A 22,277-nucleotide genomic window follows, 5' to 3' on the forward strand; every position below is an offset into this window, starting at 1 on the left:
TGGGATTCTATTAAAACTATTTAATACATATCCGGAGAAATGCCTGCTTCTTTCAATAAAATATAAGGAAGCAGGCAATTATTAATGGTTATTTAAATAGTTAGTGAACAAATAATTTAACTGGTTAACCTGCGCTTTATTTGTCTAAGCTTATTCTCAACACGTTTAGAAATCCGTAACGTGTGAATTAACCTATTTTTTTGTCCGCCTTCTGCTTTAAACAATGAACGCTGAATAACGTCAGAAACAGGAGAACCATTAATCAAATTCGCGCTAATAACATGCAAACCAAGCATACGAGTATCATTAGAACCAAACTCTGAAGGTGATCGCGGATTTTCAATTTCAAGCCTAACAATTATATTTTTAGAACTTTGTAAAATAGAAGAATCGATTGGTGCAGTAAGATTAGTACGTTTACCATCAACTTCCCATTTTGCAACCATCACATTATTGACAAATACATTTACGATGATCGCTTCAGAGGTCGGGACATAACCAAACGCTGTAATAGTTAAGGCTAGTTCACTGGTCGGCTGCTCATCATATTGGAAACCAATATATGATTCATTACCTGAGGTCCAGGTTCCCGTGTTTTCAATCTGATACCACCCGTCTAAGGTAAATTTATCACTTGAGAGCATTCCCGGCAGTGTCTTAGCTGAAAAACAAATTTCTCCATTTATATTTAGAGATTCGAGCCGAGTCGAAGCACAAACATCTTTTATAGAGTTGATAACTTGCTGAGCGGTTTGTTGCCAGTTAGTTGGTTGATATTTCATAGCAAGTTTTGTCTTTTGTGCTAACAAAGCAGGGTCGAAGCAGTACTTCTGCAATGCCTTATACCAAGCAATACAATCTAAAGGATCAATATATTCTGCACAACCAGGTGCAACTTCTGGCAAGGAACCTGCGTTTGAAGCAAGGCAAAACTTACCATAACGACAGCTTTCAGCCACTGGCAATCCCCACCCTTCATATCGGGAAGGGAAGACAGTGAATAAACAATGTTTATAAAGCCAATCAAGGGTTGAGTCTTGGATGCCGTGCAGCATCAAAACTTTATTTTTCAATGCGGGATTGTTATTCAGTATATTAACCGATTCCTCACCACGCCAACCAACATTACCAACCAATACTAATTTAGGTACGTCGTCACCATATTCACTAATTAAACCTTTCCATAACATTAGTAGTAATGAATGATTTTTTCTAACATCAATAGTACTAACAAACATTACGAATTTATCATCAACTGCTAATTCTGAGAGCCCCTCTCTGTAGAACTCAATATCATTATTCGAGTCAGCATGAACAGGTTCGTCACCTAACCTAAATACAGAAACAGGACAAAGTGGGGTTTGGGTTTCTATACAAAAATCAACAATGTCACTTCGACTCTGCTCAGAACATGTAATTACCATATCTGAAATTGATATAATTTTTTTGCAATTAACAGCAAACTGTTCACCAACACCCTCAGGAAACAAGTATTTCATTTTGTGTTGAATTATATCATATACGGTACTAACAACAGCGACACCATGCATTTTCTTAAGACTCTGAAGATCTCTTAAATAATTAGAGTTTCTTATCCAAGCCCCACCAAATATCAGGATTAAATCATCACTTTTGAAATGCACATTTGATTTTGGAATACCAGGAGGAAAACCGGGGATATTTTCACCAGCAAAATCTTTGATTCTTGCGTTAATTAAATCCGCATATTCCACTTTAATGAACTTACCATAACGAGAATTCCAAAGGATAAAATTAACATTAACCCCATAGAATTTTTCTAACTCTTCTGCTAAACGACTCTCTACACGCGCAATACCCGTAGGCGTAGCGTTATGATGAGCTAACGTTGTAAGATCAACAAAAATACGTTTATTTTCTTTTGACTCTAATAGAGCCGGTTTCTTAGCTTGACAAGATAAAGCAGCTTTATAGGCATCTTGAGTTTGACGAGCATAAGCTTCCCAACTGTGTTCCGTTCGCATCTTATGCATAAGTTTATCGGAGCGGCAAGAATTAGTAAGCTCAGAATCATTCCAAGCGTCAAGAATTTTTTGTCGGATATCACTAACATCAGCTGGATTTACATAACGAGCCAATTCACCGAAATATTCAGATTCAGATGAGCGATCGCTTAAAACCATATTACAACCTGCAGCAGCAGCTTCGAGTGCAACTAATGGTGCCCCCTCACTCCAGGAAGGTAAGCAAAAAACTTTAGCGCCAGAAAATGCAGAAGCTAACATAGGACTGTTCGCCTCTATACGCCCGGCGAAGATCACATTATCGTCTCCCCATTTCCTAATTAAATCGGCATATTTAGCATCAGCCTCATGTCCAATTAAAACTAGCGGAATACCGGTATCTTTTAATGCTAATGCCAGAAGTGCCTGATTTTTTCTAGATTCAATTCGACCCACACATAAAACATAATCCTGAACATCAAAAGCATTTTTAAATAATGATGGATCACCGCTTTCGAAGACAACAGTATTGACAGGATTTTTTACTATACTTGTTGAAGGATGGTTAACGCCTATTTGTTTGAGTAAAGATTTCTCATGGTGACTAAGTAGAATGAGATGATTTGAATATGTAGCTAAGCGACGGATTGCCAAAAAGTAATTAGGAAAAGGCTCTCGTGCTGTTAATGGTAAAGAACGATGATTAGTGTTTTCATTGCAAAGTATTGAAAGGTCATGAAGCGCATCCTCAATATTTTCACTATCTGAAAGAATCTTTCTGACCCTGACATTATAAAAATTAAGCTCAGACAAATCCAAAAATATTGGAGAGAGAACCGAAGGTCGTTGATTTTTCTCAACTTGCCTCAATAAAACTTCACACTCGTCAGGATGCCACACATTGAGAACATGAACGAGATCCACGCCTTCTGTCGAAAAATTCCTATTTGATACGAAATTAGCGTCTGTACCTAATTGCCGCAATGCCTCAACCGTCTTCGGGGCACGAACGGAGGGCCCTCCCAAAGACGTTGTCATTTCAGCACCATGTACGGCTACCAATACGCTTAGCTTACTTTCCTGTTGATGAGGAACAATTTCAGGAGTAAAGATTCGCTGCTCATTATTATTTTTTTCGATAAGAGGATCGCGATTCAGCAATCGAGTGAAAAGGTTGTGATGCTTATCAGCCCATGCTTTCCAAGTATAGTTTTCAACGCTTTTTCTTAGGGCAAGCTTTTCTTCAACTACTTCCAAAAGTACGCGACGTAAATCGCTCGCATCACCGAGCTTAAACTCAATATGTGGGAATTGAGGAACCCAACCCACAGGAGAAGCTATAACCTTACAGCCGCTAGCAAGTGCCTCAAGCACACACATAGGGCCACCTTCTATTAATGCAGGTACCAGAATGTAATCTAGCGACCTATAAAAATCAGGTAGTTTAGATTCTTCAATAAAGTTAGCAGGACCTGGCCAACCTTCCCCAGTAAAGTGCCATTCAATACCTGGAATATCCATCACCTGAGCAACAAGTTTTTCGCCTTTACGCCCTGTATGGTAAGTTCTGCCTACGACTCCAATTCGAACCACTGGTGAGAAAATATTAAGATCAACACCTGGAGAAATTGTTTCAACGTTAGATAAACCAAGCTCCCGAATAATAGATTCAGTTTTTATTGACTGTGCGACACAAAAATCGACATTAGAAGCAACTTTATCAAATTTATCTGCAGCTGAAGGAACATCTTCTTTATGAGTAAATAACGCCACCTCGATTGGTGATACGCGTTCCTGATGACATCCATATGTCATGTAATATTGAATTTCAGAATTTGAATCGTGTTCAAGACCATAGCTTACATATGGCAATCTAGTAGCTAGTTCACTTGCTAACTTTTCAAGAATCCAACCTTTATCAGAAATCTTAATGTGCACTATATTTTTCATATTAATCCGTTCAAAATATCAAACATTATATAATTATAACATTTGAAATTAATTATAAAAAAATGATAAAACCATCATTTTAAATAATTAATTTATTCATGATATACCCAGAGAAGGAAGGTTTTATAACGAGCTTGATAAGTGATTAAAATATTTCTCAAAATGACTATTGTTAGGTAACAATTCACATGCGCGACGCGCTGAAAAAATCGCATCTTTAAGCTGGCCAGATTTTTCGTACAGATGCGCTAGTCGATAGTGGAATATTGCTACATCTTCCTGCAATTCAATTGCGGAAACCAAACAACGCTCAGCTTCTGCTAATTCATTTGTAGCACAGTAAAGCTCACCCAGAAATGAAATAAAGTGTGCATTTGTTTTGGAAAATTTAACAGCATTTAGTGAAAATTTTATAGCCTCTTCAACATCATTGTTGCGATATTTTAAAACCGATAAATGATGGTATAGTCTGCCAGAATCAGGATAAACAAGGGTTGCGCATTCCAACATTGCTAAATGTGAAGAAGAATAGGGATTACGTGAAACAACTTGTATTAACTGTTCAATGAAGTCTTTTTCAATATTATCAGCATGATTATTATAAGCGCCAACATTCATTTTATGGAAAGCATTACTGAATTTCTCTCCCCAAATCTCGCCGTAATGCAAACCAATCGATGCTGAAATTTTATTTAATATAGCTTGATCAACATTTGTTTCCCACGGTGTACAAGTCGTGTTAAGAATTAGAGTAAGGAATTGGTTGTCTATCAATTCCGGCATCTTAACAGCTCCAATCATGGGCAAATTTTGTGAGGAGTGAATTTTATCAAATGGCCAGCATTCGAATAAATATTTAGGCCCTCTGTTAGTTTGCTCATGCCTTGGGTAAGTCGAAAGGTTCAAATCATGAATAAGGACATAAGATTTAGGACTTAAGTTTGGAAGGAGGGATAAGAAATCTAAAATTGCCCAAGGATGCCGATGATCTCCATCTATAAATGCTAAATCAATCCCATTACCAATTTCCTTTAGATTGTCTATTGCATGAGATCCAAGCAATAACTCATAGCCAATATTGACTTTCGGGAACATCTCTAAAATTGCTGACCCTGTATCTCGACTACTATCTAAATAATATTTTGAGGATAAATCTATGCCTACATACTGTGCAGGTAGCCCATTTTGAGACAGAGCCTCTATAAGAAGGCATCCACTCCAGCCGCTTGCCACACCTATTTCAACAACCTTTTTAGGTTTTAATAATTTCGTTAATCCTATCAATAAAGGCTGATCAAACTCTGATATATTACCTGCGATCCATGTGGGTTTTTTCTTCAGCATAGCTTGAGAAGAATTTAAACCCATTGACTCACATAAATCTGATGTAATGACCATAGTATTTATCCTCTATGATATTTTACTTACCGAAATAACGTGAGCAAATTTCTTCGACATTCCCATCCATCAATATCTTGCCGTGTTCAAGCCATATTGCGCGGTTACAAGATTTCATGATCATACTTTTAGAATGAGATGCAATGACCAAAATATTGGTTGCCTGAACCATTTCAGATAATCGGGACTCCGCTTTATGCTTAAAAGCCTCATCTCCAACAGAGAGCCATTCATCCATTAATAAAATCTCAGGACGAACAATGGTTGAAACAGCAAAAGCAAGACGCAAATGCATCCCAGAAGAGTAGGTTCTAACCGGCATATCCACAAAATCACCTAACTCTGAGAACTCAATAATTTCATCAAGTTTTTCGCTAATCTCTGCTCGAGTGCGGCCTAATAAGCCTCCTCGTAAAAAGATGTTATCCCTTCCTGTTGCTTCAACATCAATCCCTAAAGAGATATCTATTAGTGATCCTACTTCCCCACGGCTTACAGCAGTGCCCGAAGAAGGCTCATAAGCCCCACTAAGAAGACGCAACAATGTGCTTTTACCAGCACCATTGTGTCCAAGTAAACCTACACGGTCACCGTCTTTGAGCGTAAATGACAGATGATCAATTGCTCTGACAATTACACGCCCTTGTGGATCTGAGCCCAACTGGCCACCGGTGGCCACTTGCATTAAGCGCTTTTTAAGTGAACGTCCATTAGCGTTATAGATAGGGAAATCTACGCATACATCTTTGAATTCTACCGAAGCCATGATAAATCTTCTTATAACCAGTAAGCGATACGACGCTTATAGCGTCCATAGACGAAAATAGTAACTAGCCATCCGCAAGCAGCAATAATTAGGCATGTAATCCAGCTTGAGCTACCAGGCATCTGTCCAAGTAATGGAGCTCTTACAATTTCCATTAAGTGATAGACAGGATTCAGACCTAAGATTAATTCACCTGCGCGTTGTGGTACTAAATGTGGCATCCACATAATCGGCGTGAAATAAAAAATAACATTTAATACGCTTGTAATTATTTGAGGCAAATCTCGGTATCGAGCACATAATATACCTAACATCAAAGCAATCCAGGTAAGATTCAATGTAGCCAATATAAATCCAGGTATTACAAAGAATATATTAAGTGTAAGCGGCTTACCCACGGCGATAAAAACAAGAGGGAGAATAATTACGTTATGACATAATATAATTATATTCCTCCAAATGATCCTTAATATGTGCACAAAGAGTGGAATAGGTAACTGCTTTATAATTCTTTCAGCATTAATAAATCCTGCACAGCCTTCATTCACAACCGTTGTAAAAAAAGACCAGAGAATCATACCACTCGCAAGAAACGGTAAAAATTCTTCTAAAGACGTTTTGAAGATGGAACCAAAGACAATACCTATGGTTCCTATCATCACGCCCATACTAATAGTCAACCAGAAAGGGCCTAATGCCGAACGACGATATCGCTGCTTCACATCTTGCCAGCCAAGCATTCCAACTAACGAATAACGCCCCAATGCCCCTACAATATCTTTCAGAGCAACTCGCGTAAAACTACCTTGCATTATTTTATTCCACTATTAAAAGTTATGTATTCTAAGTTGCACTATCATGTAGTCAACAGTTATGCCCTAAAAATCCCCGCCCGCGCTAAAATTTCAGATTAATATTAAAGCTGAAATTCAAAAACACATGCGTTTACGTTATTTTGATGTATTAAGTAAGAAAATATTTCAACAATCAAAAAATCTCATTAGGAGCTGAAGAGAGCAGCTTTAGATATTAGCTTTCATGATGTTGTGCCAGGAAAATGGGGTTAACAATTATACTCAATGCAATGCCGAGACTCGTGCACATGACATGGTTAATTCTTTTGCTACACTGTATACTTATCATTCAGCGCGCCGGGTAATTTTACGACGGTAGTAATTGTATCGGTTACTGCTTTGAATGAGGTGATATCCCCTGGTGATAAGACAATAACATCTCCAGTCGACCAATTTTTGCCGCACATAATAACTTCTCCCGATACTATACACGTAATTTCAGTTGCGATTTTATGGAAATGCTCGCTCTCAGTATCACCTGCTTTATAGTACTTAACCGCAACTTCACAGTCCAAGGTTGAGTAGGCTGTAGGTTCAAAACCTCCAACGATCCAGCCACCTTTCATATCTGAAAGTTTATAGTTTTTCATTGACGGCCTTACGACTTTCAAAGTGAGAAATTGATTTATAGGGATGATATTGGGATGTTTCGATCTTTTGTACGCCTATTTTCATTCCACGTAATATAAGCTCATTAAAAGATGGGCAGATATAGAACATATTATCAACCCGTGCATCTTTTCTTATCATCTGTTTCACTGCATCAGTAAAAAAAGCTGTCTTTTTGAACCAATAAACGCCAGCAGTAGCATTACGGCTTATTGGATTTTTTTCAGAGGCTTCAACAACAATATCTTTTTCAAGTACGACATACGAATAGCGCGGATGAACAGAATCAAAAATGACAGTTCCTGCATCGTTGTTAGAATCGTTCATAGATGAAGCGAAGCTTTCATAATTAATATCAAGCAATTGATTAGCGCTAACAATAAGTAAAGGTTCATCCTGATCAAGACTTACTACACCGAGTAACGCTGTGCATGCAGCACCTGCCGTATCCTCTGGTACTGACACAGAATGGAATTTGCCATTGGAAAGCAGCTGTACAATATTATCAAGTCGGTACTTTTTAATATGTTTATCTTGAAAAAGAAATACAGTTTTCCCTGTATTAAAATTAATTTGATCTGCAATCAACTGAATTAATGGTTTCCCTAAGAATTCAGACAAGCAAAAAGGGTAATTTTTATCATCGCTATCAATGTAATGTTCACCCGCAGCAAGCACTAGAATATTCATGCTTTTTTTTCCTCGACCGAGTCTATGAACTGTCTTATGTTGCGATAAATAACATCTGTAACCTCGTTAACAATCAAAACATGCGCTCCTGCTGCTTTGGCCGCACGAATGCCATTTTCATTATCTTCGACAACAACACATTCTTCCGGTGTCAAGCCGAGAAGATTAATAGTTTTCGTGTAGATTTCGGGATCAGGCTTTCCTTTTACAACATCTTCGTTAGAAAGCATTATTTCGAGATAATTTGACAGCGCTGCTTTCTCCATCATGGTTATAATGGTGTTTTTAATTGAGTTAGATGCTACAGCTAACTTATACCCTTCCATTTTTAATTTCGATAGCGCATATTCGTGTATAAAAAGCGGTTTACACTTGGTATGAACAATTTCCATTGTATAATTTTGTTTCATCTCATTTATAAATGAGTGTAATTCAATCGGCAATGAGTATTCTGTAGTAAGAATATTTAGTTTATCTTTGGTAGGGAGGCCATCAAACTTTGTAAGATGATCAAATCGACTGATATTAAATCCAAAAAGATTCAACGCTTTATTCAAAGCTTCATAATGCCAATCTTTCGCCTCAATGAGCACGCCATCCATATCGAAAATGACAGCCTTTATCATAGTGACACCTTAAAGTAGTTTTGAGCTTCCTCAGGAAGATCAGTACAAAGTATTAAATTTTCAGAATTGATAAAATTTGAGTGCGCAAGCATGCTCCAAAGATCTTTAAAGTTGTTTCTATTATGTAATTCAGGGGAAACGATGCACACTTTTTTGCCATCTCTTAGTAATGCTTCGATATAATCCATATCGTACCAAATAGATTCAAAAGCATCTAACCAAACTCCATGGCATTCTTTATACAATGATATTACAGGCTCATACTCACTAGCTCTCGAAAAAAATTCGATTCCGCCATGTCTGTAGTAACCTAATTGATCAGGCACGGACATATCAAATACAAATGCCTTTTTTATATCAAAAAGTGACAATGCATCGCTTAATTTTTGTGTTAACCCATCAGCTTTAATATTTAGCGCTAGCGAAACGTTTTTACCAGCAACAAGCTTTAAAAACTGTAAAAGAGTTATTTCATTTCCCGTGGGAATGTCGTGTGAGATAACGAGCTCACCATTGAAATCTCTTACATCTGTCTCTGTTCCAAAACCAAGCTCGAATGAACGTTCAAAAGCTTCAAGCGTATTTTTTTCTTGCTTTGTCTTCCAATAACCACGGTGGCTAATTATTTCCATATTAACTTCCTTGAGTCGCTTTATGTGACAATTCAAGTTTTAGAAAAAGATCTAAGTCACTAGGAATTCCTAGACCATACATACCGTTAGCTTCAGAACCAACATTAAATATGCCAATATCCGCACCTTCATTAATAAGGTAGTTGTATGAGGGTGCAACATAATATTCATTATTTACGCGATCATTTTTGATGATCATCTCGTTTGCTACTCTTACGAAATCAGCGCCTTTTTTGAAATTATAAATTCCAACAGTGGCCTCATCTGATATGACTTCCTTTTCAACGACTTTATTGACCTTACCATTTTCATTGAACCCAACGAAAGACCACTTTGGATCATCCGCTTTCATGGTCATGATAATTCCATCATAATCATGCTTTTCCATCTCAGCGATATAATCATCTATGTTACAATCTACAAATTGGTCACTATTAGCAATCATCAGATGTTCGTTATTATTAATTAAGTCTTTAGCTAATAAGACTGTACAGGCGGCACCTTCTGTTAGGCCATCTGTATATATAACTTCACAAGTCGGTTCCCAATGCTTTAGTTGCGCTGTTAAATGATATTTCTCATCATGTGCTCGCTGCACGATGAAAATAAATTTATGTGGCCTTGATGGTTTAAGATTATTAATAACGAGTTTAACCATAGGAATACCATGAACCTTAATTAGAGGTTTAGGGTCAACATAACCTGCTTTTGCAAAACGGCTTCCAGCGCCTGCCATTGGGATAACAATATTCATCTTAAATAACCTTTTTATTTATACTACTTAAAATTTAAAGTTAAATTTTAGAAGCATATTTAAATTTGATATAAATATTATTAGAAGTAATAAGATAAAAACTCATCCCTTCTTTTAGGATACTGCCACAAGGTAGAGTAGGCAGACATGATCAAACATGACAAGTTAATTATCATTCAATCTTGACTTTATTTTTTTATATAAAGATGCTGGGTTAGTTAGTAACACTGATAAGTTTCTTATTATATAATCCCCATACCGTTTATATGCCGTTTTATGCCCTTGAAACAAATCTATATTATGATAAAAATTATTCAGATCTGGTTTTTTAAAGTCTGCGATTATTTCTTTTCTCAACTGCAATACTTTCGCAACTGTCTTAGTATTTATGCGTGGAATATAATCGTTAGCCATCAATCTTTGTGATAATTCGACATCCTCAGCCATGTTCCATGTACCAAGGTCGTTGAAGAGGAAGTTTTCCAGCACATGTTTTTTCCCAATTACTAATCCACCCGGAACATAAATATAGGGCGAATACTCACCATAGGTAAGTAAGTAATTTGCTGTTAATCGTTGATCAGAGGCTTGTGAGACCCAATCCGGCACTCTTTCCCCGGTTTCATTTAACACTTGTTTAATAACACAAATATCATAATCATGACCTATCCGGTCAAATGATTTAATAAAATTATTATCAATTTGATATCTATTGTGTGCCAGGCAAATATTTTCATATTTCGCATTTTTTATGATTAAGTTTTTCTTGCGCGAAATATTTGCGTATTTTTCAGTATCTTGATCAGCGGTTATGACAGTGTGGTCAATGTTGATAGCAAATCCAGGCTGTGGCCCACAAATAATTAATTCGATTTGTGATCCTGATGAAAGCTGTCTGGTGACACTATCAACATAAGTCTGTAAGTAATTTTCATTTTTCCCATCCCATAGAATACCAAACGTCCAATTTCTAGAAACATCAAAATTTCGTCTGGTTGCTGTAAAATGAATAATAAACCCGCCTACTGCCTCGCCTTTTTCTAGACTTAGAAATTCTGCGCTTCCCGCAGATAAATTATAAATTTGCTTATAAAACTTAGGAATAGAGAATATAGGAGAAGATGATCTAAATTTAATTGAGAACTTTGTTTTTCCATAGCTAAGTTTGAAAAGTTCATCAAGTATAAATGGCCAATTCTTATAATTTGATATTGGCGCCTCTACAAAATTTATATCATTATATTTGTGATAATGCTCATGGGACAGTCTGGTATCAATATTAACAACAAATCTTGTGTTTAAACTAACGCTTCCCTCTGGAGCATTATTTCCGAACCAAATCATCTTCCCATTTTCACTCATTGAATTTCCTCTTCATGAATAAAGATTTTTTTAATGTCTGTAGAGAAGTCCTTCCAGCTACGTAACTTACTTTTATTAGATTCGATTAAATTAACTTTTTCATTAAGATAACTATCATCACTCATCAATTTAGAGAACTCCTGATAGTATTTTTTGTAATTCGGATATTCAACAGCTATCGTCATACCATAGCCCGCTTCTTTAAGAGAAGAGTTATCAAAATGTAAGCAAGGTTTACCTAACGCTAACGACTCTCCTAAAGGCAAACCCCAACCTTCATAATGAGATGGATAAACGGTAAATCGGCAATTACGATATAGTTCTCCTATTTCTGCATCCGAAGCATCTTGCATTATAATGACACTACCATATACATTGCCTGTAGAGCTTAGCTGATTAGCAAAGGCATCCGTATCCCATAACCATTTACCCGCTATGACCAATTTTTGATTTGCATATTCTGAACTATTGAAAAACTTAATCCATGTTAATAATAAATTGACATGATTTTTTCGTGATTCTATTGAACCAACGCAAAAAGCATATTGCTCATTTTTTAATTTCCTGACTCGAAGTGGATATTCAAAATCCATTTCTGCTTTTGTTTCCACATCTCTTTCTTTCGATGTATCAGGTAATTTATGAGAAAGGTGAACTACATCTATATCCGGAAGGGTAACACCTCGTTTAACACAATAGTTGCTTAGGTCATTGCGACAACTTTGCGAATTAACGACAATCTTATCTGCATACTCGAGTACAAAAGGAATATATTCTTTGAACATTTGTTTTAGTTCATCTGGAACATAGGGTGATACGATTGGGATCATATCGTACACCATAAATATTTTTCGCAGGCTGTGTAATTTTGAATTAAACAATTCCTGATACTGACTCTGAAAGTTCCAGACTCCACCAAACAAAGCGACCGATGCTTCTTCTTTAAAATTGCTAAACTCAGTAACTTTTAAACCAGGATAGAGGCTAATGCGATTTTTTAAATACTTTATTATAACTTTATGACTAATTTTTCTTACACTAGGTATCTTGGAAAACAAGAAATAAGCATCACTTACGGCTTTCTTTTTCCTACCTAATCCGCGTATTTTTTGAAAATACTTGTCAATATTTTCTTCTGATTTAGATATATATAAATCGGCATAAATCCACAGGTTGATAAACGGACTGAGATCATTTAAATCAATCTGACCTAATCCATTTACTTCATATGTTTTCCCAGTGATCGGACTGATAAAAAATATGGTATTTTCACCATCTAAACCTTTTAAACCTTCAAGTACAACTCGTTGAATACCACTTACTTTAGTTGAAAATCTCGAATGGTTAATAATATCTGTAATATCGTAATAAATCATTCTCTATCCTTTGTTCACAAGAATGCAAAGCCAAATATTAATTATTGGGATTTTTATTTTTTCTTGATTATGTTTTTATAACCATCTTATTAATAGCTTGCTTTTTAGAACAACTATCTTTTTAAATGTAAAAGCACATCCATAGATGTGCTTTATTTAATTATTTGCTAACCAGGTTAGTGACTACATTAATCAAGCCATTCCGTATGGAATACACCTTCTTTATCCGTACGCTTATAAGTATGCGCACCGAAATAATCACGCTGGGCCTGAATCAGGTTAGCCGGCAGAACTGCTGAGCGATAGCTGTCGTAGTATGCAATCGCAGCTGAGAAGGTCGGCGTTGGAATACCATTTTGAACAGCATAAGCAACCACATCACGCAGCGCCTGCTGGTATTCATCAGCGATGTTCTTGAAGTAAGGTGCTAACAGCAGATTTGCAATGCTCGCGTCGTCTGCATAGGCATCGGTGATCTTCTGCAGGAACTGGGCGCGAATGATACAACCCGCGCGGAAGATCTTAGCAATGTCACCGTAATGCAGATCCCAGCTATATTGATCTGATGCTGCTTTCAGCTGTGAGAAGCCTTGAGCGTAAGAAACGATTTTACCCAAATACAAAGCACGACGCACTTTCTCGGTGAATTCAGCTTTGTCACCGGTGAAGGCTTTTGCTTCTGGGCCGCTTAAAACTTTAGACGCTGCAACGCGCTGAGTTTTCAAAGAAGACAAGTAACGTGCGAACACCGATTCAGTGATCAGCGACAGTGGCTCGCCAAGATCCAGTGAGCTTTGGCTAGTCCATTTACCAGTGCCTTTGTTCGCGGCTTCATCCAGAATTACATCAACCAGATATTTTCCGTCTTCATCTTTCTTAGTGAAGATATCTTTGGTGATGTCGATCAGGTAGCTGCTCAGCTCGCCGTCGTTCCACTCACTAAAGGTTTTAGCCAGTTCTTCGTTGCTGAGATTCAGTGCGCCTTTCAGCAGTGAATAAGCTTCAGCAATCAGCTGCATGTCGCCATATTCAATACCGTTATGCACCATCTTCACATAGTGACCAGCGCCATCTGGACCGATATAGGTTACGCAGGCTTCGCCTTCAGCACGGGCAGCAATCTTCTCGAGGATCGGTGCAACCAGTTCATACGCTTCTTTCTGACCGCCAGGCATGATGGATGGACCTTTCAGGGCACCCTCTTCACCACCGGAAACGCCGGTTCCGATGAAGTTGAAGCCTTGCTCAGAAAGCTCTTTATTACGACGGATGGTGTCTTTGTAGAAAGTGTTGCCGCCATCGATAAGGATGTCGCCTTTATCCAAATGCGGAGTCAGTGAAGCGATAGTTTTGTCAGTAGCTTCTCCCGCCTGCACCATCAGCAGGATACGGCGTGGTTTTTCTAATGAGTCAACGAACTCCTCAATGGAGTAGTAAGGTGAGAGTTTTTTGCCTTCATTCTCAGCGATGACTTCATCAGTCTTTTCGCGTGAGCGGTTGAAGATAGAAACAGTGTAACCGCGGCTCTCAATGTTAAGAGCCAAGTTGCGGCCCATTACTGCCATACCTACAACGCCGATCTGTTGCTTGGACATCATATACTCCTGTCTGAGGGACACTCCACAAACGCCGAGGTTTGTGAACAAAACTGGCAAACATGTTAACTCAGGTTAACGAGAATGCGGTAGACATTGGTGCGATAGCTAAAAGGAAAATATCTGTAAATAAGCCCTATTTAATCAGGGAATTATAAAGATCGGTATAGCTTTTAACCATTTTCTCAGCAGTAAAAAGTTGCTCAAAACGTGCTTTTGCGCCCTTACCCAGCTTCGTTGCATAAACCTTATCATTCCAGATTATATCCATAGCGTTACGTAATGCAGCCGCATCGCCTGGCGGGACAACTAAACCCGTTTCGCCATCAATATTTATATAGGTCGTACCTGTACCAATTTCGCTTGAAATTAAAGGCTTAGAATAAAGAGCTCCTTCAAGCAATGAAATGCCAAATGCTTCTGAACGTAAATGCGATGGAAAAACAATACAGGTAGAAAGAGCGAGAAGCGCTGCTTTATCATCGTTACCTAATGCGCCCAAAAAATGTATGTTATTTACGTTTAATTCTTTAGCCTGTTTTTTTAATTCTTGTTCTATAGGGCCAGCGCCAACAACAACAATGGGATAAGAACTATTTTTCGCAGCATCTATAAGTATATGTAAACCTTTATAGTATCGAAAGGTGCCGATAAAAAGAAAAAAACCATCAGGAAAATTAGCGCCCCACTTATTCATACACTCTTTGGCAGGGTTCAAATAAAATTCTTCATCTAATCCATACGGAATGACAGAAACTTTATCTAAATAATTCGATAATACAGGACTCGTTTTAACGTAGTTTGGCGAGGCGGCAACAATTGCATCAACACTGCTGAGAAATTTATTCATCAAAGGAGAGTAAATTTTAGCCAGCGTTTTTTGTTTTACAATGTCTGAATGATAACTTACTACGCAAGGTTTATTAATTCGAGCTGCAAAATGCATTAAATCCATAAAAGGATAAGGGTAATGATAATGAATTACGTCAGCATTCATCGCCAACTTTTTAAATTCACTAATTGCCGAGAGTGAAAAAGGCGTAGAGGCTAATTCACATACTGTTTTTACACGATGAATTGTATGGTGATCAAAAATCGATTCTTTTTCTGTAAAGTTTGGGCTATGAGTAAATACTGTCGATTTAATACCTTCTTTGACTCCTCCTTCAGCAAGTTGATAGATTACTTGCTCAATTCCTCCAAAGGTATCTGGATAATACGTTTTATAACAATGTAGAACCTTTATCATATAAATCTAGCAACCTGCTCATAAGCTTCAATTGTTTTATCCGTGCAATGTGACCACGAAAAATTCCGTGATTGTGCTAATCCAGCCTTAATCATCTCACTTTTAATTTCTGAATCATCAATCATTTTTTTTATATAATTAGTTAAGGTTTCAATATCTTCGGGGTCATGCATTAATGCAGCATTGCCAACTACCTCTGGTAAAGAGGTCGCATTCGAGCAAATCACTGGCGTCCCCGAAGCCATGGCTTCGAGCACGGGCAGGCCAAACCCTTCATAAATTGAGGGAAAAACAAAAGCAGTTGCTGAGCTAAATAGAACAGGAAGATCTTTTCCCGGCACGAATCCTAAATATTTAAGCCAGCCTTCAGATTCACCTTTGTTAAACAGCTTGAACAATGCTTCATTTTCCCAACCTTTATAACCGCTAATTACGAGCGGATAAGCTCTTTTTTCTTGGAGAGATAACCTGTCATAAGCACGAAGTAAAGTAAGGATGTTTTTACGTGGCTCAATGGTGCCAGTATATAAAAAAAACTGGCGCCATTTTATCTTATAATAAGCCAGTACTGATTCAACATCGACTTTCAGACGCGGATGAAAATTAGCATTACAGGCTAAAGGGGCTACAGTAATATTTTTTGATTCAACCCCAAAAAATTCCATTAATTCGTTTTTGGTAAAATCAGAGTCGGTGATCAACATGCTTGCACGTTTAATCGTGTTCCTAAGTTCTTTCTGCATCAAATGCACGCGTCCTGCTGGATGGAATTGCGGCCAATGAAATACTGAAAGGTCATGAAACGTCGCCACAGCATGATTAACTTTAGGTGGAAGATAATAATTAGGGCTATGAAATATGTGATCTTTATATTTTTTTAAAGCAATTGATTTTGCTACTGGAAATGTGAGGCGATATACTTCACTTACTATTTTGCTTTTTTGTAATTTTCGTTTAAGCGATTGAACAGATTGCGCAGATTCGCTTGCAACTGCAAGAGAATCACGAATTCGAGTACCGTGTATGAAAGTTAAATCGACTTTTTCTGTTCGGCGTTGCAATTCATTAGCAAGCTCAAACGCGTAGCGCCCAATACCCGTTAAAGGATATTTAATACAGTCTGTTGAGAAGACAACACTTAACTTTTGGCTTCTAACATCCATTTTAATGTTTCTCTTAGAGGGATTTTAGATAGCTTACTATTTGTTAACTCCATCAAAAGGCTAACATCACCACATAACTCTTTTATTTCATTGGCTCGAACGAATTGCGGATTAACTTTGATTTCAATAGTTCTTCCGGTTAATTCCTCACAAAGAGTAATAACCTCACGTAATGAGAACATTTCGCCAGATGCTACATTAACGATATGCCCTGCTGCTTTTGAAGACAGAAGAGCCATATAACAACGTGCAAGGTATCTTACATCAGAAAAATCACGCCAAACATCAATATTACCTAATTCAATAACGTCTTTTTCTTCTCTAAAATGTTTTACTATTTTTGGAATCAAAAAATTATCAGCTTGACCTACACCTGTGTAATTGAATGGTCTTGTAATGATAATGGGAAGCTTGTTATTAAATAACTTTGCCATGTGTTCCATAGCAACTTTACTTACTGCATAATCATTAGCCGGATTAACATTACTTTCTTCACTGAGTTTTCCTGGCGTAGTATTGCCATAAACATTCGCGCTACTTGCTAATAAGACGGCCTCTGGCAGCTTTTCAAGCTCAGACAAAACTTGTAAGAGATTACGTGTCCCACAAATATTGACGTTATAAAATGCATTTACGTCATCATGGCCGACAAAAGCGATAGCTGCCAAATGGATCACTACGTCCGGTGAGATCAGATCAATAGCTGCCTTTACTTCAGATATTTTAGTCAGGTCTGCTACGTAATAATTTTCGAGGTCATTTGCGGGAGTAGAACCAAGGCCATACACTTCATATCCGGCAGCGGATAACTCCGCTGCCATATAACGGCCAGTAAAGCCCTTGATCCCGGTGATCAATGCTTTTTTGCCATTATTCATATTAAAACGAGAATCCTTGTTTGTTACGGCGAAGATCTTCTTCAACCATCATTGCACACAGTTCTTCCAAAGTCGTTTTTGGTTCCCAGCCTAAAATGTCTTTAGCTCTCTGAGGATCACCGATCAGCAATTCTACTTCTGCAGGACGATAGAATTTAGGGTTAACCTTAACGACCACTTTGTTAGATGCAACGTCAATCGCAACTTCTTGATCATCTTTGCCTTCAAAGCGCAATTCGATGCCAACCGCTTTGAATGCCATTGAAACAAAATCACGTACAGTTTCAGTACGATTAGTTGCAAGTACGAAGGTATCGGGTTCTTCTGCCTGCAGCATCAACCACATCCCTTCTACATATTCTTTAGCAAAGCCCCAGTCACGCTTTGCGTCCATGTTACCCAGCTCAAGTACATCTAACTTGCCGAGTTTTATCTTAGCAACGGAATCAGTAATTTTACGCGTAACGAATTCCTGCCCACGCAAAGGAGATTCGTGGTTAAACAGGATGCCGCTTGAAGCGAAAATGTTATAGCTTTCGCGATAATTGATGGTCATCCAATGTGCATACAGCTTAGCAACGCCGTATGGGCTACGTGGGTAGAATGGCGTGTCTTCTTTTTGTGGAATTGCCTGAACTTTACCAAACATCTCTGAGGTTGATGCCTGATAAAAGCGAATTTTTGGATTTACAATACGAATAGCTTCTAACAGATTAACAGGACCAATACCGGTAATTTCGGCAGTTGTCAGAGGCTGATCGAATGAAACGCCAACGAAGCTTTGCGCTGCAAGATTATAAACTTCTGTTGCTTGGCTTTCTTGTAACAGGCGAATACTGGATGACAAATCAGTAAGATCATATTCAACTAAATGAAGATTAGGATTAGATTTAATTCCCAACTCTTCTATACGCCAAAAATTTACTGAACTCGTACGACGATAAGTTCCAAAAACCTTATAACCTTTATCGAGTAATAATTCGGCTAAATATGCACCATCTTGGCCAGTAATACCTGTAACAACTGCTGATTTATTAGTCATTTGTAACCTATTTCAAAAAAATGTTATTGATGAGCTTTAATTAATGAATCAAATTCAACAAGTAATTGAGCTAACTTTTTGACGTCACCTCTCGTTTCAAGATTCAGTCTTAACAGAGGCTCAGTGTTTGAAGTTCTTAAATTAAATCGCCATTCTGAGCACTCAAGGCTAATACCATCGGTTTCATCTTTACTTTTTGAATTCACAGAATAATTTTCAGTTAACGCACTAATAATTTCTTTCGCATTTACCACTTTATAATTAATTTCGCCACTACAAGGGAATGCTTTCATCCTCTCAGATACCATTTGCGAAAGTGATAAATTCTTCACCGCTAATAATTCTGCGACAAGCAGCCATGGAATCATTCCGCTATCACAATAAGCGAAATCACGGAAATAGTGATGTGCGCTCATCTCTCCGCCATAAACTGCATCTTCTTCACGCATACGCTCTTTAATAAACGCATGTCCAGTTTTAGACATTACCGGAATGCCACCCGCCTTGGTGACCACATCGATCGTGTTCCAGGTTAAACGCGGATCATGGATAATTTTAGCGCCAGGCTCTTTTTTCAAAAATGCTTCAGCTAACAAACCAACGATATAATAGCCTTCGATAAATTCAGCATTCTCATCAAACAGGAAGCAGCGATCAAAATCGCCATCAAAGGCTATACCCAAATCGGCTTTATGTTCACGCACCGCATCAGCCGTATCTTTACGGCATTCAGGTAACAATGGATTAGGAATTCCGTTCGGGAAGTTACCGTCAGCTGCGTGATGCACTTTAATAAAGGAAACGGGTGCATTCGCTTGCTGAAAGCGTTTTTCAATCTCATCGATAACATGCCCGGCAGCACCGTTGCCGGAGTTAATTACTAACTTCATCGGTTGGGTAAAGTTAGCGAGATTGATGTAGCTCATCAAATGGTCAACGTAGGCATCCAATACAGAAATCTGTTTGTAGGTGCCACGTTTGCTTGCTTCAACCGGAGCAAAGTCATTTGCTTCTGCCAGACGCTGCACATCGCGTAGGCCGGTATCGCCGCTAATTGGTCGAGCACCTTCACGTACTAACTTCATGCCGTTGTAGTTCATTGGATTGTGGCTGGCAGTGACTTCAATGCCGCCATCAATACCTAAGTGGAACGTGGCGAAGTAAATCTCTTCAGTGCCGCTCATACCGATATCTAAAACATCGGTACCCGCGTCCCTTAAACCGTTTGCTAATGCAAGCTTCAATGGCTCGCTGGTAAGGCGCACATCACCACCAACCACGATGGTTTTAGGTTTGATGAACTCGCCGTATGCGCGTCCAATACGATAAGCAATATCTTCGTTTAGTTCAGTACCAAGCTCACCACGTATGTCATAAGCTTTAAAACAGGTCAGTGCTGCCATGATCTCTTCTGTCCTTACTTACTTGCAAACTGTTCTTTTATAAGAATAAGGTCGTCATCGCCCAAGTAAGATCCCGACTGTATTTCCAGAAGCTCTAAAGGGATTTTGCCTGGGTTTTCCAGCGTATGCGGATGGCCAATTGGAATAAAAGTAGACTGGTTTTCTGTCATTAACAGTGACTTGTCTTGAATGGTTACTTTCGCGGTGCCAGATAGAATTACCCAGTGTTCTGTACGGTGATAGTGCATCTGCAAATCGAAAGCTTCACCCGGTTTTACAGTGATCCGGTTAACGTTGAAACGGCCAGTATTCACCACCAAGTCACAGCGTCCCCAAGGCCAATAGGTTTCACGATGGCGGCGATACTCACTACGACATTCCCCTTTAAGGAATTCCACCACGCGTTTTACGTCTTGTACCTGGTCCTTACGTGCCACTAATACGGCATCTTTGGTGTTTACGATGACCAGGTCTTCCACACCAATCGCTGCAACCAACTGGTCTTCGCTGTTGATGTAGCAATTTTTAGTGTTGTGCAGAAAAGTGTCGCCCTTTAAGGAATTACCATGAGCGTCTTTATCGTTAACTTCCCATAATGCTGACCAGGAACCTACATCGCTCCAACCTGCTGCAAGTGGAACCACCACAGCGGAATCGGTCTGTTCCATAACGGCATAGTCGACAGACTCATCGGGGCAAGCGATAAAGTCATCTTTATCAATGCTGATGAAGTCATTGCCTTCCTTCACGTTAGCCATAGCAAGGCGGCAGGCTTCAAGGATATCAGGACGGTATTTTTCAAGCTCTTGCAGATAACGCTTAGCGCGGAACATGAACATGCCACTGTTCCAATAATACTCCCCTGACTCAAGATACTGTTCAGCGGTTTTTAAATTCGGTTTTTCGACAAAGCGCTGTACTGCATAAGGTGCGTCTTCTTCACCCGGCAACGCTTCTCCACGTTGAATGTAACCATAACCGGTCTCTGGACCGGTTGGCACAATACCGAATGTGACGAGTTTACCTTGCTTGGCATAGGCAGTAGCCGTTTTGATTGCATGATGAAATGCAGCGCGATCTTCAATCACATGGTCTGCAGCCAACACTAACAGAACCGGATCATCACCCTGCTCAACGGCGTTCAATGCCGCAAGCGCGATGGCAGGTGCAGTGTTACGGCCAACCGGCTCCAGAATTATATTGTGCGAGAGCTTATTAATTTGTCGTAATTGCTCAGCAACAAGAAAACGATGCTCTTCGTTACAAATCACCATGGGCGCGCGCGCCTCAATACCCGAAAGGCGATTGACCGTTTCCTGTAGCATGGAGTGTTCACCGTGAAGGCAAATAAACTGCTTTGGATACAATTCTCGGGAAAGGGGCCATAAGCGGCTGCCGGTTCCCCCGGCCATGATTACGGGAAGTAACATTCCACATCCTCTAACAGTTTTAAACGTGCTATTGCATTTAAAGCGGGTCAATCTTTATTCAAATGAATAAACAGCCACGCTACCGCCCTTGGCTTGCAGCAACCAATACGCTGTGTAAGAAACAGATCTATTGATGATTAATACTTTCATGTGTTGGTTATAATTTACACAACCCCATTCGAGTATTAAGACCACCGCAAATAGTACATTTTGTGCGGCAGAAATAACATGCCTATTGTTTATTTGTTAGCGATGAAAGCATTAGGCACATTTAACAAATATAATGAGCCAACAATGGGCAATAATTATCGAAAAAACAGCATAGTAGAACATTGCCTTTTTAGCCTTGATCGACAGCACAATGCGGCTATTCGAGCACTTTTTAAGTGAAACCTGCCCAGGATAAATCTGTATTTGATGCTTTCATCTGCCCTGGAAATTCACGAATAATCTTTAAATTAATACTGATTTATCGAATGATTTACGCATTTTAGACATTAAAAAGCCCGGCATTTAGC

At 38.7% G+C, this 22,277-nt stretch carries 18 protein-coding genes; all 18 read right to left on the bottom strand.

What is annotated here, in order from left to right:
- Window positions 1-116: 116 nt before the first annotated feature.
- Window positions 117-3,932, bottom strand: coding sequence for a glycosyltransferase (locus ACF2G4_RS07775; protein WP_409075814.1), 3,816 nt, complete (start codon window positions 3,930-3,932; stop codon window positions 117-119).
- Between the two features lie 123 nt (window positions 3,933-4,055).
- Window positions 4,056-5,330 (bottom strand): class I SAM-dependent methyltransferase, encoded by a 1,275-nt coding sequence (locus ACF2G4_RS07780; protein WP_409075815.1) that lies wholly within the window; start codon window positions 5,328-5,330, stop codon window positions 4,056-4,058.
- Between the two features lie 22 nt (window positions 5,331-5,352).
- On the bottom strand, window positions 5,353-6,096 hold the full coding sequence (locus ACF2G4_RS07785; RefSeq protein ID WP_409075816.1) for an ABC transporter ATP-binding protein: 744 nt from the start codon (window positions 6,094-6,096) through the stop codon (window positions 5,353-5,355).
- 11 nt (window positions 6,097-6,107) lie between these two features.
- Window positions 6,108-6,908: an ABC transporter permease gene (locus ACF2G4_RS07790; protein ID WP_409075817.1), complete on the bottom strand. Its 801-nt coding sequence runs from the start codon at window positions 6,906-6,908 to the stop codon at window positions 6,108-6,110.
- A gap of 311 nt (window positions 6,909-7,219) precedes the next feature.
- Window positions 7,220-7,540 (bottom strand): hypothetical protein, encoded by a 321-nt coding sequence (locus ACF2G4_RS07795; RefSeq protein ID WP_409075818.1) that lies wholly within the window; start codon window positions 7,538-7,540, stop codon window positions 7,220-7,222.
- The gene (locus ACF2G4_RS07800) at window positions 7,527-8,249 is read right to left on the bottom strand and encodes a sugar phosphate nucleotidyltransferase (protein WP_409075819.1); all 723 of its coding nucleotides are present in this window, start codon (window positions 8,247-8,249) and stop codon (window positions 7,527-7,529) included. The genes ACF2G4_RS07795 and ACF2G4_RS07800 overlap by 14 nt, the downstream gene beginning before the upstream one ends.
- Entirely contained in the window at window positions 8,246-8,875 is a 630-nt protein-coding gene (locus tag ACF2G4_RS07805) for an HAD family hydrolase (protein ID WP_409075820.1), read from the bottom strand. Before ACF2G4_RS07805 ends, ACF2G4_RS07800 begins: the two co-directional genes overlap by 4 nt.
- The gene (locus ACF2G4_RS07810) at window positions 8,872-9,507 is read right to left on the bottom strand and encodes a phosphodiesterase (protein WP_409075821.1); all 636 of its coding nucleotides are present in this window, start codon (window positions 9,505-9,507) and stop codon (window positions 8,872-8,874) included. The genes ACF2G4_RS07805 and ACF2G4_RS07810 overlap by 4 nt, the downstream gene beginning before the upstream one ends.
- Window position 9,508: 1 nt before the next feature.
- On the bottom strand, window positions 9,509-10,261 hold the full coding sequence (locus tag ACF2G4_RS07815) for a glycosyltransferase family 2 protein (RefSeq protein ID WP_409075822.1): 753 nt from the start codon (window positions 10,259-10,261) through the stop codon (window positions 9,509-9,511).
- A gap of 165 nt (window positions 10,262-10,426) precedes the next feature.
- Window positions 10,427-11,623 carry a hypothetical protein gene (locus ACF2G4_RS07820; protein WP_409075823.1) on the bottom strand — a complete coding sequence of 399 codons (1,197 nt, stop codon included), beginning with the start codon at window positions 11,621-11,623 and terminating at the stop codon, window positions 10,427-10,429.
- Complete coding sequence (locus ACF2G4_RS07825) at window positions 11,620-12,999, bottom strand: glycosyltransferase (protein ID WP_409075824.1); 1,380 nt, start codon at window positions 12,997-12,999, stop codon at window positions 11,620-11,622. Before ACF2G4_RS07825 ends, ACF2G4_RS07820 begins: the two co-directional genes overlap by 4 nt.
- 188 nt (window positions 13,000-13,187) lie before the next feature.
- On the bottom strand, window positions 13,188-14,594 hold the full coding sequence (gene gndA / locus ACF2G4_RS07830; RefSeq protein WP_409075964.1) for an NADP-dependent phosphogluconate dehydrogenase: 1,407 nt from the start codon (window positions 14,592-14,594) through the stop codon (window positions 13,188-13,190).
- Window positions 14,595-14,730: 136 nt separating this feature from the next.
- Entirely contained in the window at window positions 14,731-15,843 is a 1,113-nt protein-coding gene (locus ACF2G4_RS07835; RefSeq protein WP_409075825.1) for a glycosyltransferase family 4 protein, read from the bottom strand.
- Window positions 15,840-17,006 carry a glycosyltransferase family 4 protein gene (locus ACF2G4_RS07840; RefSeq protein WP_409075826.1) on the bottom strand — a complete coding sequence of 389 codons (1,167 nt, stop codon included), beginning with the start codon at window positions 17,004-17,006 and terminating at the stop codon, window positions 15,840-15,842. The genes ACF2G4_RS07835 and ACF2G4_RS07840 overlap by 4 nt, the downstream gene beginning before the upstream one ends.
- A complete protein-coding gene (locus ACF2G4_RS07845; RefSeq protein ID WP_409075827.1) occupies window positions 16,982-17,884 on the bottom strand; it encodes an NAD-dependent epimerase/dehydratase family protein in 903 nt (300 codons plus the stop codon). Before ACF2G4_RS07845 ends, ACF2G4_RS07840 begins: the two co-directional genes overlap by 25 nt.
- Before the next feature lies 1 nt (window position 17,885).
- Window positions 17,886-18,926 (bottom strand): GDP-mannose 4,6-dehydratase, encoded by a 1,041-nt coding sequence (gmd, locus tag ACF2G4_RS07850; RefSeq protein ID WP_409075828.1) that lies wholly within the window; start codon window positions 18,924-18,926, stop codon window positions 17,886-17,888.
- 23 nt (window positions 18,927-18,949) lie between these two features.
- Window positions 18,950-20,329, bottom strand: a complete 1,380-nt coding sequence (cpsG, locus tag ACF2G4_RS07855; protein WP_409075829.1) for a phosphomannomutase CpsG — start codon at window positions 20,327-20,329, stop codon at window positions 18,950-18,952.
- A 14-nt stretch (window positions 20,330-20,343) separates the two neighbouring features.
- Window positions 20,344-21,759 (bottom strand): mannose-1-phosphate guanylyltransferase/mannose-6-phosphate isomerase, encoded by a 1,416-nt coding sequence (locus ACF2G4_RS07860; RefSeq protein ID WP_409075830.1) that lies wholly within the window; start codon window positions 21,757-21,759, stop codon window positions 20,344-20,346.
- Between the last annotated feature and the right edge of the window lie 518 nt (window positions 21,760-22,277).

This window comes from Pantoea phytostimulans (assembly GCF_046118715.1).
GTDB lineage: Bacteria > Pseudomonadota > Gammaproteobacteria > Enterobacterales > Enterobacteriaceae > Pantoea > Pantoea phytostimulans.

Bases quoted from the DNA above. Each gene is read 5' to 3' on its own strand.
- ACF2G4_RS07775 (WP_409075814.1), bottom strand. From the start codon at position 3,932: ATGAAAAATATAGTGCACATTAAGATTTCTGATAAAGGTTGGATTCTT.
- ACF2G4_RS07780 (WP_409075815.1), bottom strand. From the start codon at position 5,330: ATGGTCATTACATCAGATTTATGTGAGTCAATGGGTTTAAATTCTTCT.
- ACF2G4_RS07785 (WP_409075816.1), bottom strand. From the start codon at position 6,096: ATGGCTTCGGTAGAATTCAAAGATGTATGCGTAGATTTCCCTATCTAT.
- ACF2G4_RS07790 (WP_409075817.1), bottom strand. From the start codon at position 6,908: ATGCAAGGTAGTTTTACGCGAGTTGCTCTGAAAGATATTGTAGGGGCA.
- ACF2G4_RS07795 (WP_409075818.1), bottom strand. From the start codon at position 7,540: ATGAAAAACTATAAACTTTCAGATATGAAAGGTGGCTGGATCGTTGGA.
- ACF2G4_RS07800 (WP_409075819.1), bottom strand. From the start codon at position 8,249: ATGAATATTCTAGTGCTTGCTGCGGGTGAACATTACATTGATAGCGAT.
- ACF2G4_RS07805 (WP_409075820.1), bottom strand. From the start codon at position 8,875: ATGATAAAGGCTGTCATTTTCGATATGGATGGCGTGCTCATTGAGGCG.
- ACF2G4_RS07810 (WP_409075821.1), bottom strand. From the start codon at position 9,507: ATGGAAATAATTAGCCACCGTGGTTATTGGAAGACAAAGCAAGAAAAA.
- ACF2G4_RS07815 (WP_409075822.1), bottom strand. From the start codon at position 10,261: ATGAATATTGTTATCCCAATGGCAGGCGCTGGAAGCCGTTTTGCAAAA.
- ACF2G4_RS07820 (WP_409075823.1), bottom strand. From the start codon at position 11,623: ATGAGTGAAAATGGGAAGATGATTTGGTTCGGAAATAATGCTCCAGAG.
- ACF2G4_RS07825 (WP_409075824.1), bottom strand. From the start codon at position 12,999: ATGATTTATTACGATATTACAGATATTATTAACCATTCGAGATTTTCA.
- gndA (WP_409075964.1), bottom strand. From the start codon at position 14,594: ATGTCCAAGCAACAGATCGGCGTTGTAGGTATGGCAGTAATGGGCCGC.
- ACF2G4_RS07835 (WP_409075825.1), bottom strand. From the start codon at position 15,843: ATGATAAAGGTTCTACATTGTTATAAAACGTATTATCCAGATACCTTT.
- ACF2G4_RS07840 (WP_409075826.1), bottom strand. From the start codon at position 17,006: ATGGATGTTAGAAGCCAAAAGTTAAGTGTTGTCTTCTCAACAGACTGT.
- ACF2G4_RS07845 (WP_409075827.1), bottom strand. From the start codon at position 17,884: ATGAATAATGGCAAAAAAGCATTGATCACCGGGATCAAGGGCTTTACT.
- gmd (WP_409075828.1), bottom strand. From the start codon at position 18,926: ATGACTAATAAATCAGCAGTTGTTACAGGTATTACTGGCCAAGATGGT.
- cpsG (WP_409075829.1), bottom strand. From the start codon at position 20,329: ATGGCAGCACTGACCTGTTTTAAAGCTTATGACATACGTGGTGAGCTT.
- ACF2G4_RS07860 (WP_409075830.1), bottom strand. From the start codon at position 21,759: ATGTTACTTCCCGTAATCATGGCCGGGGGAACCGGCAGCCGCTTATGG.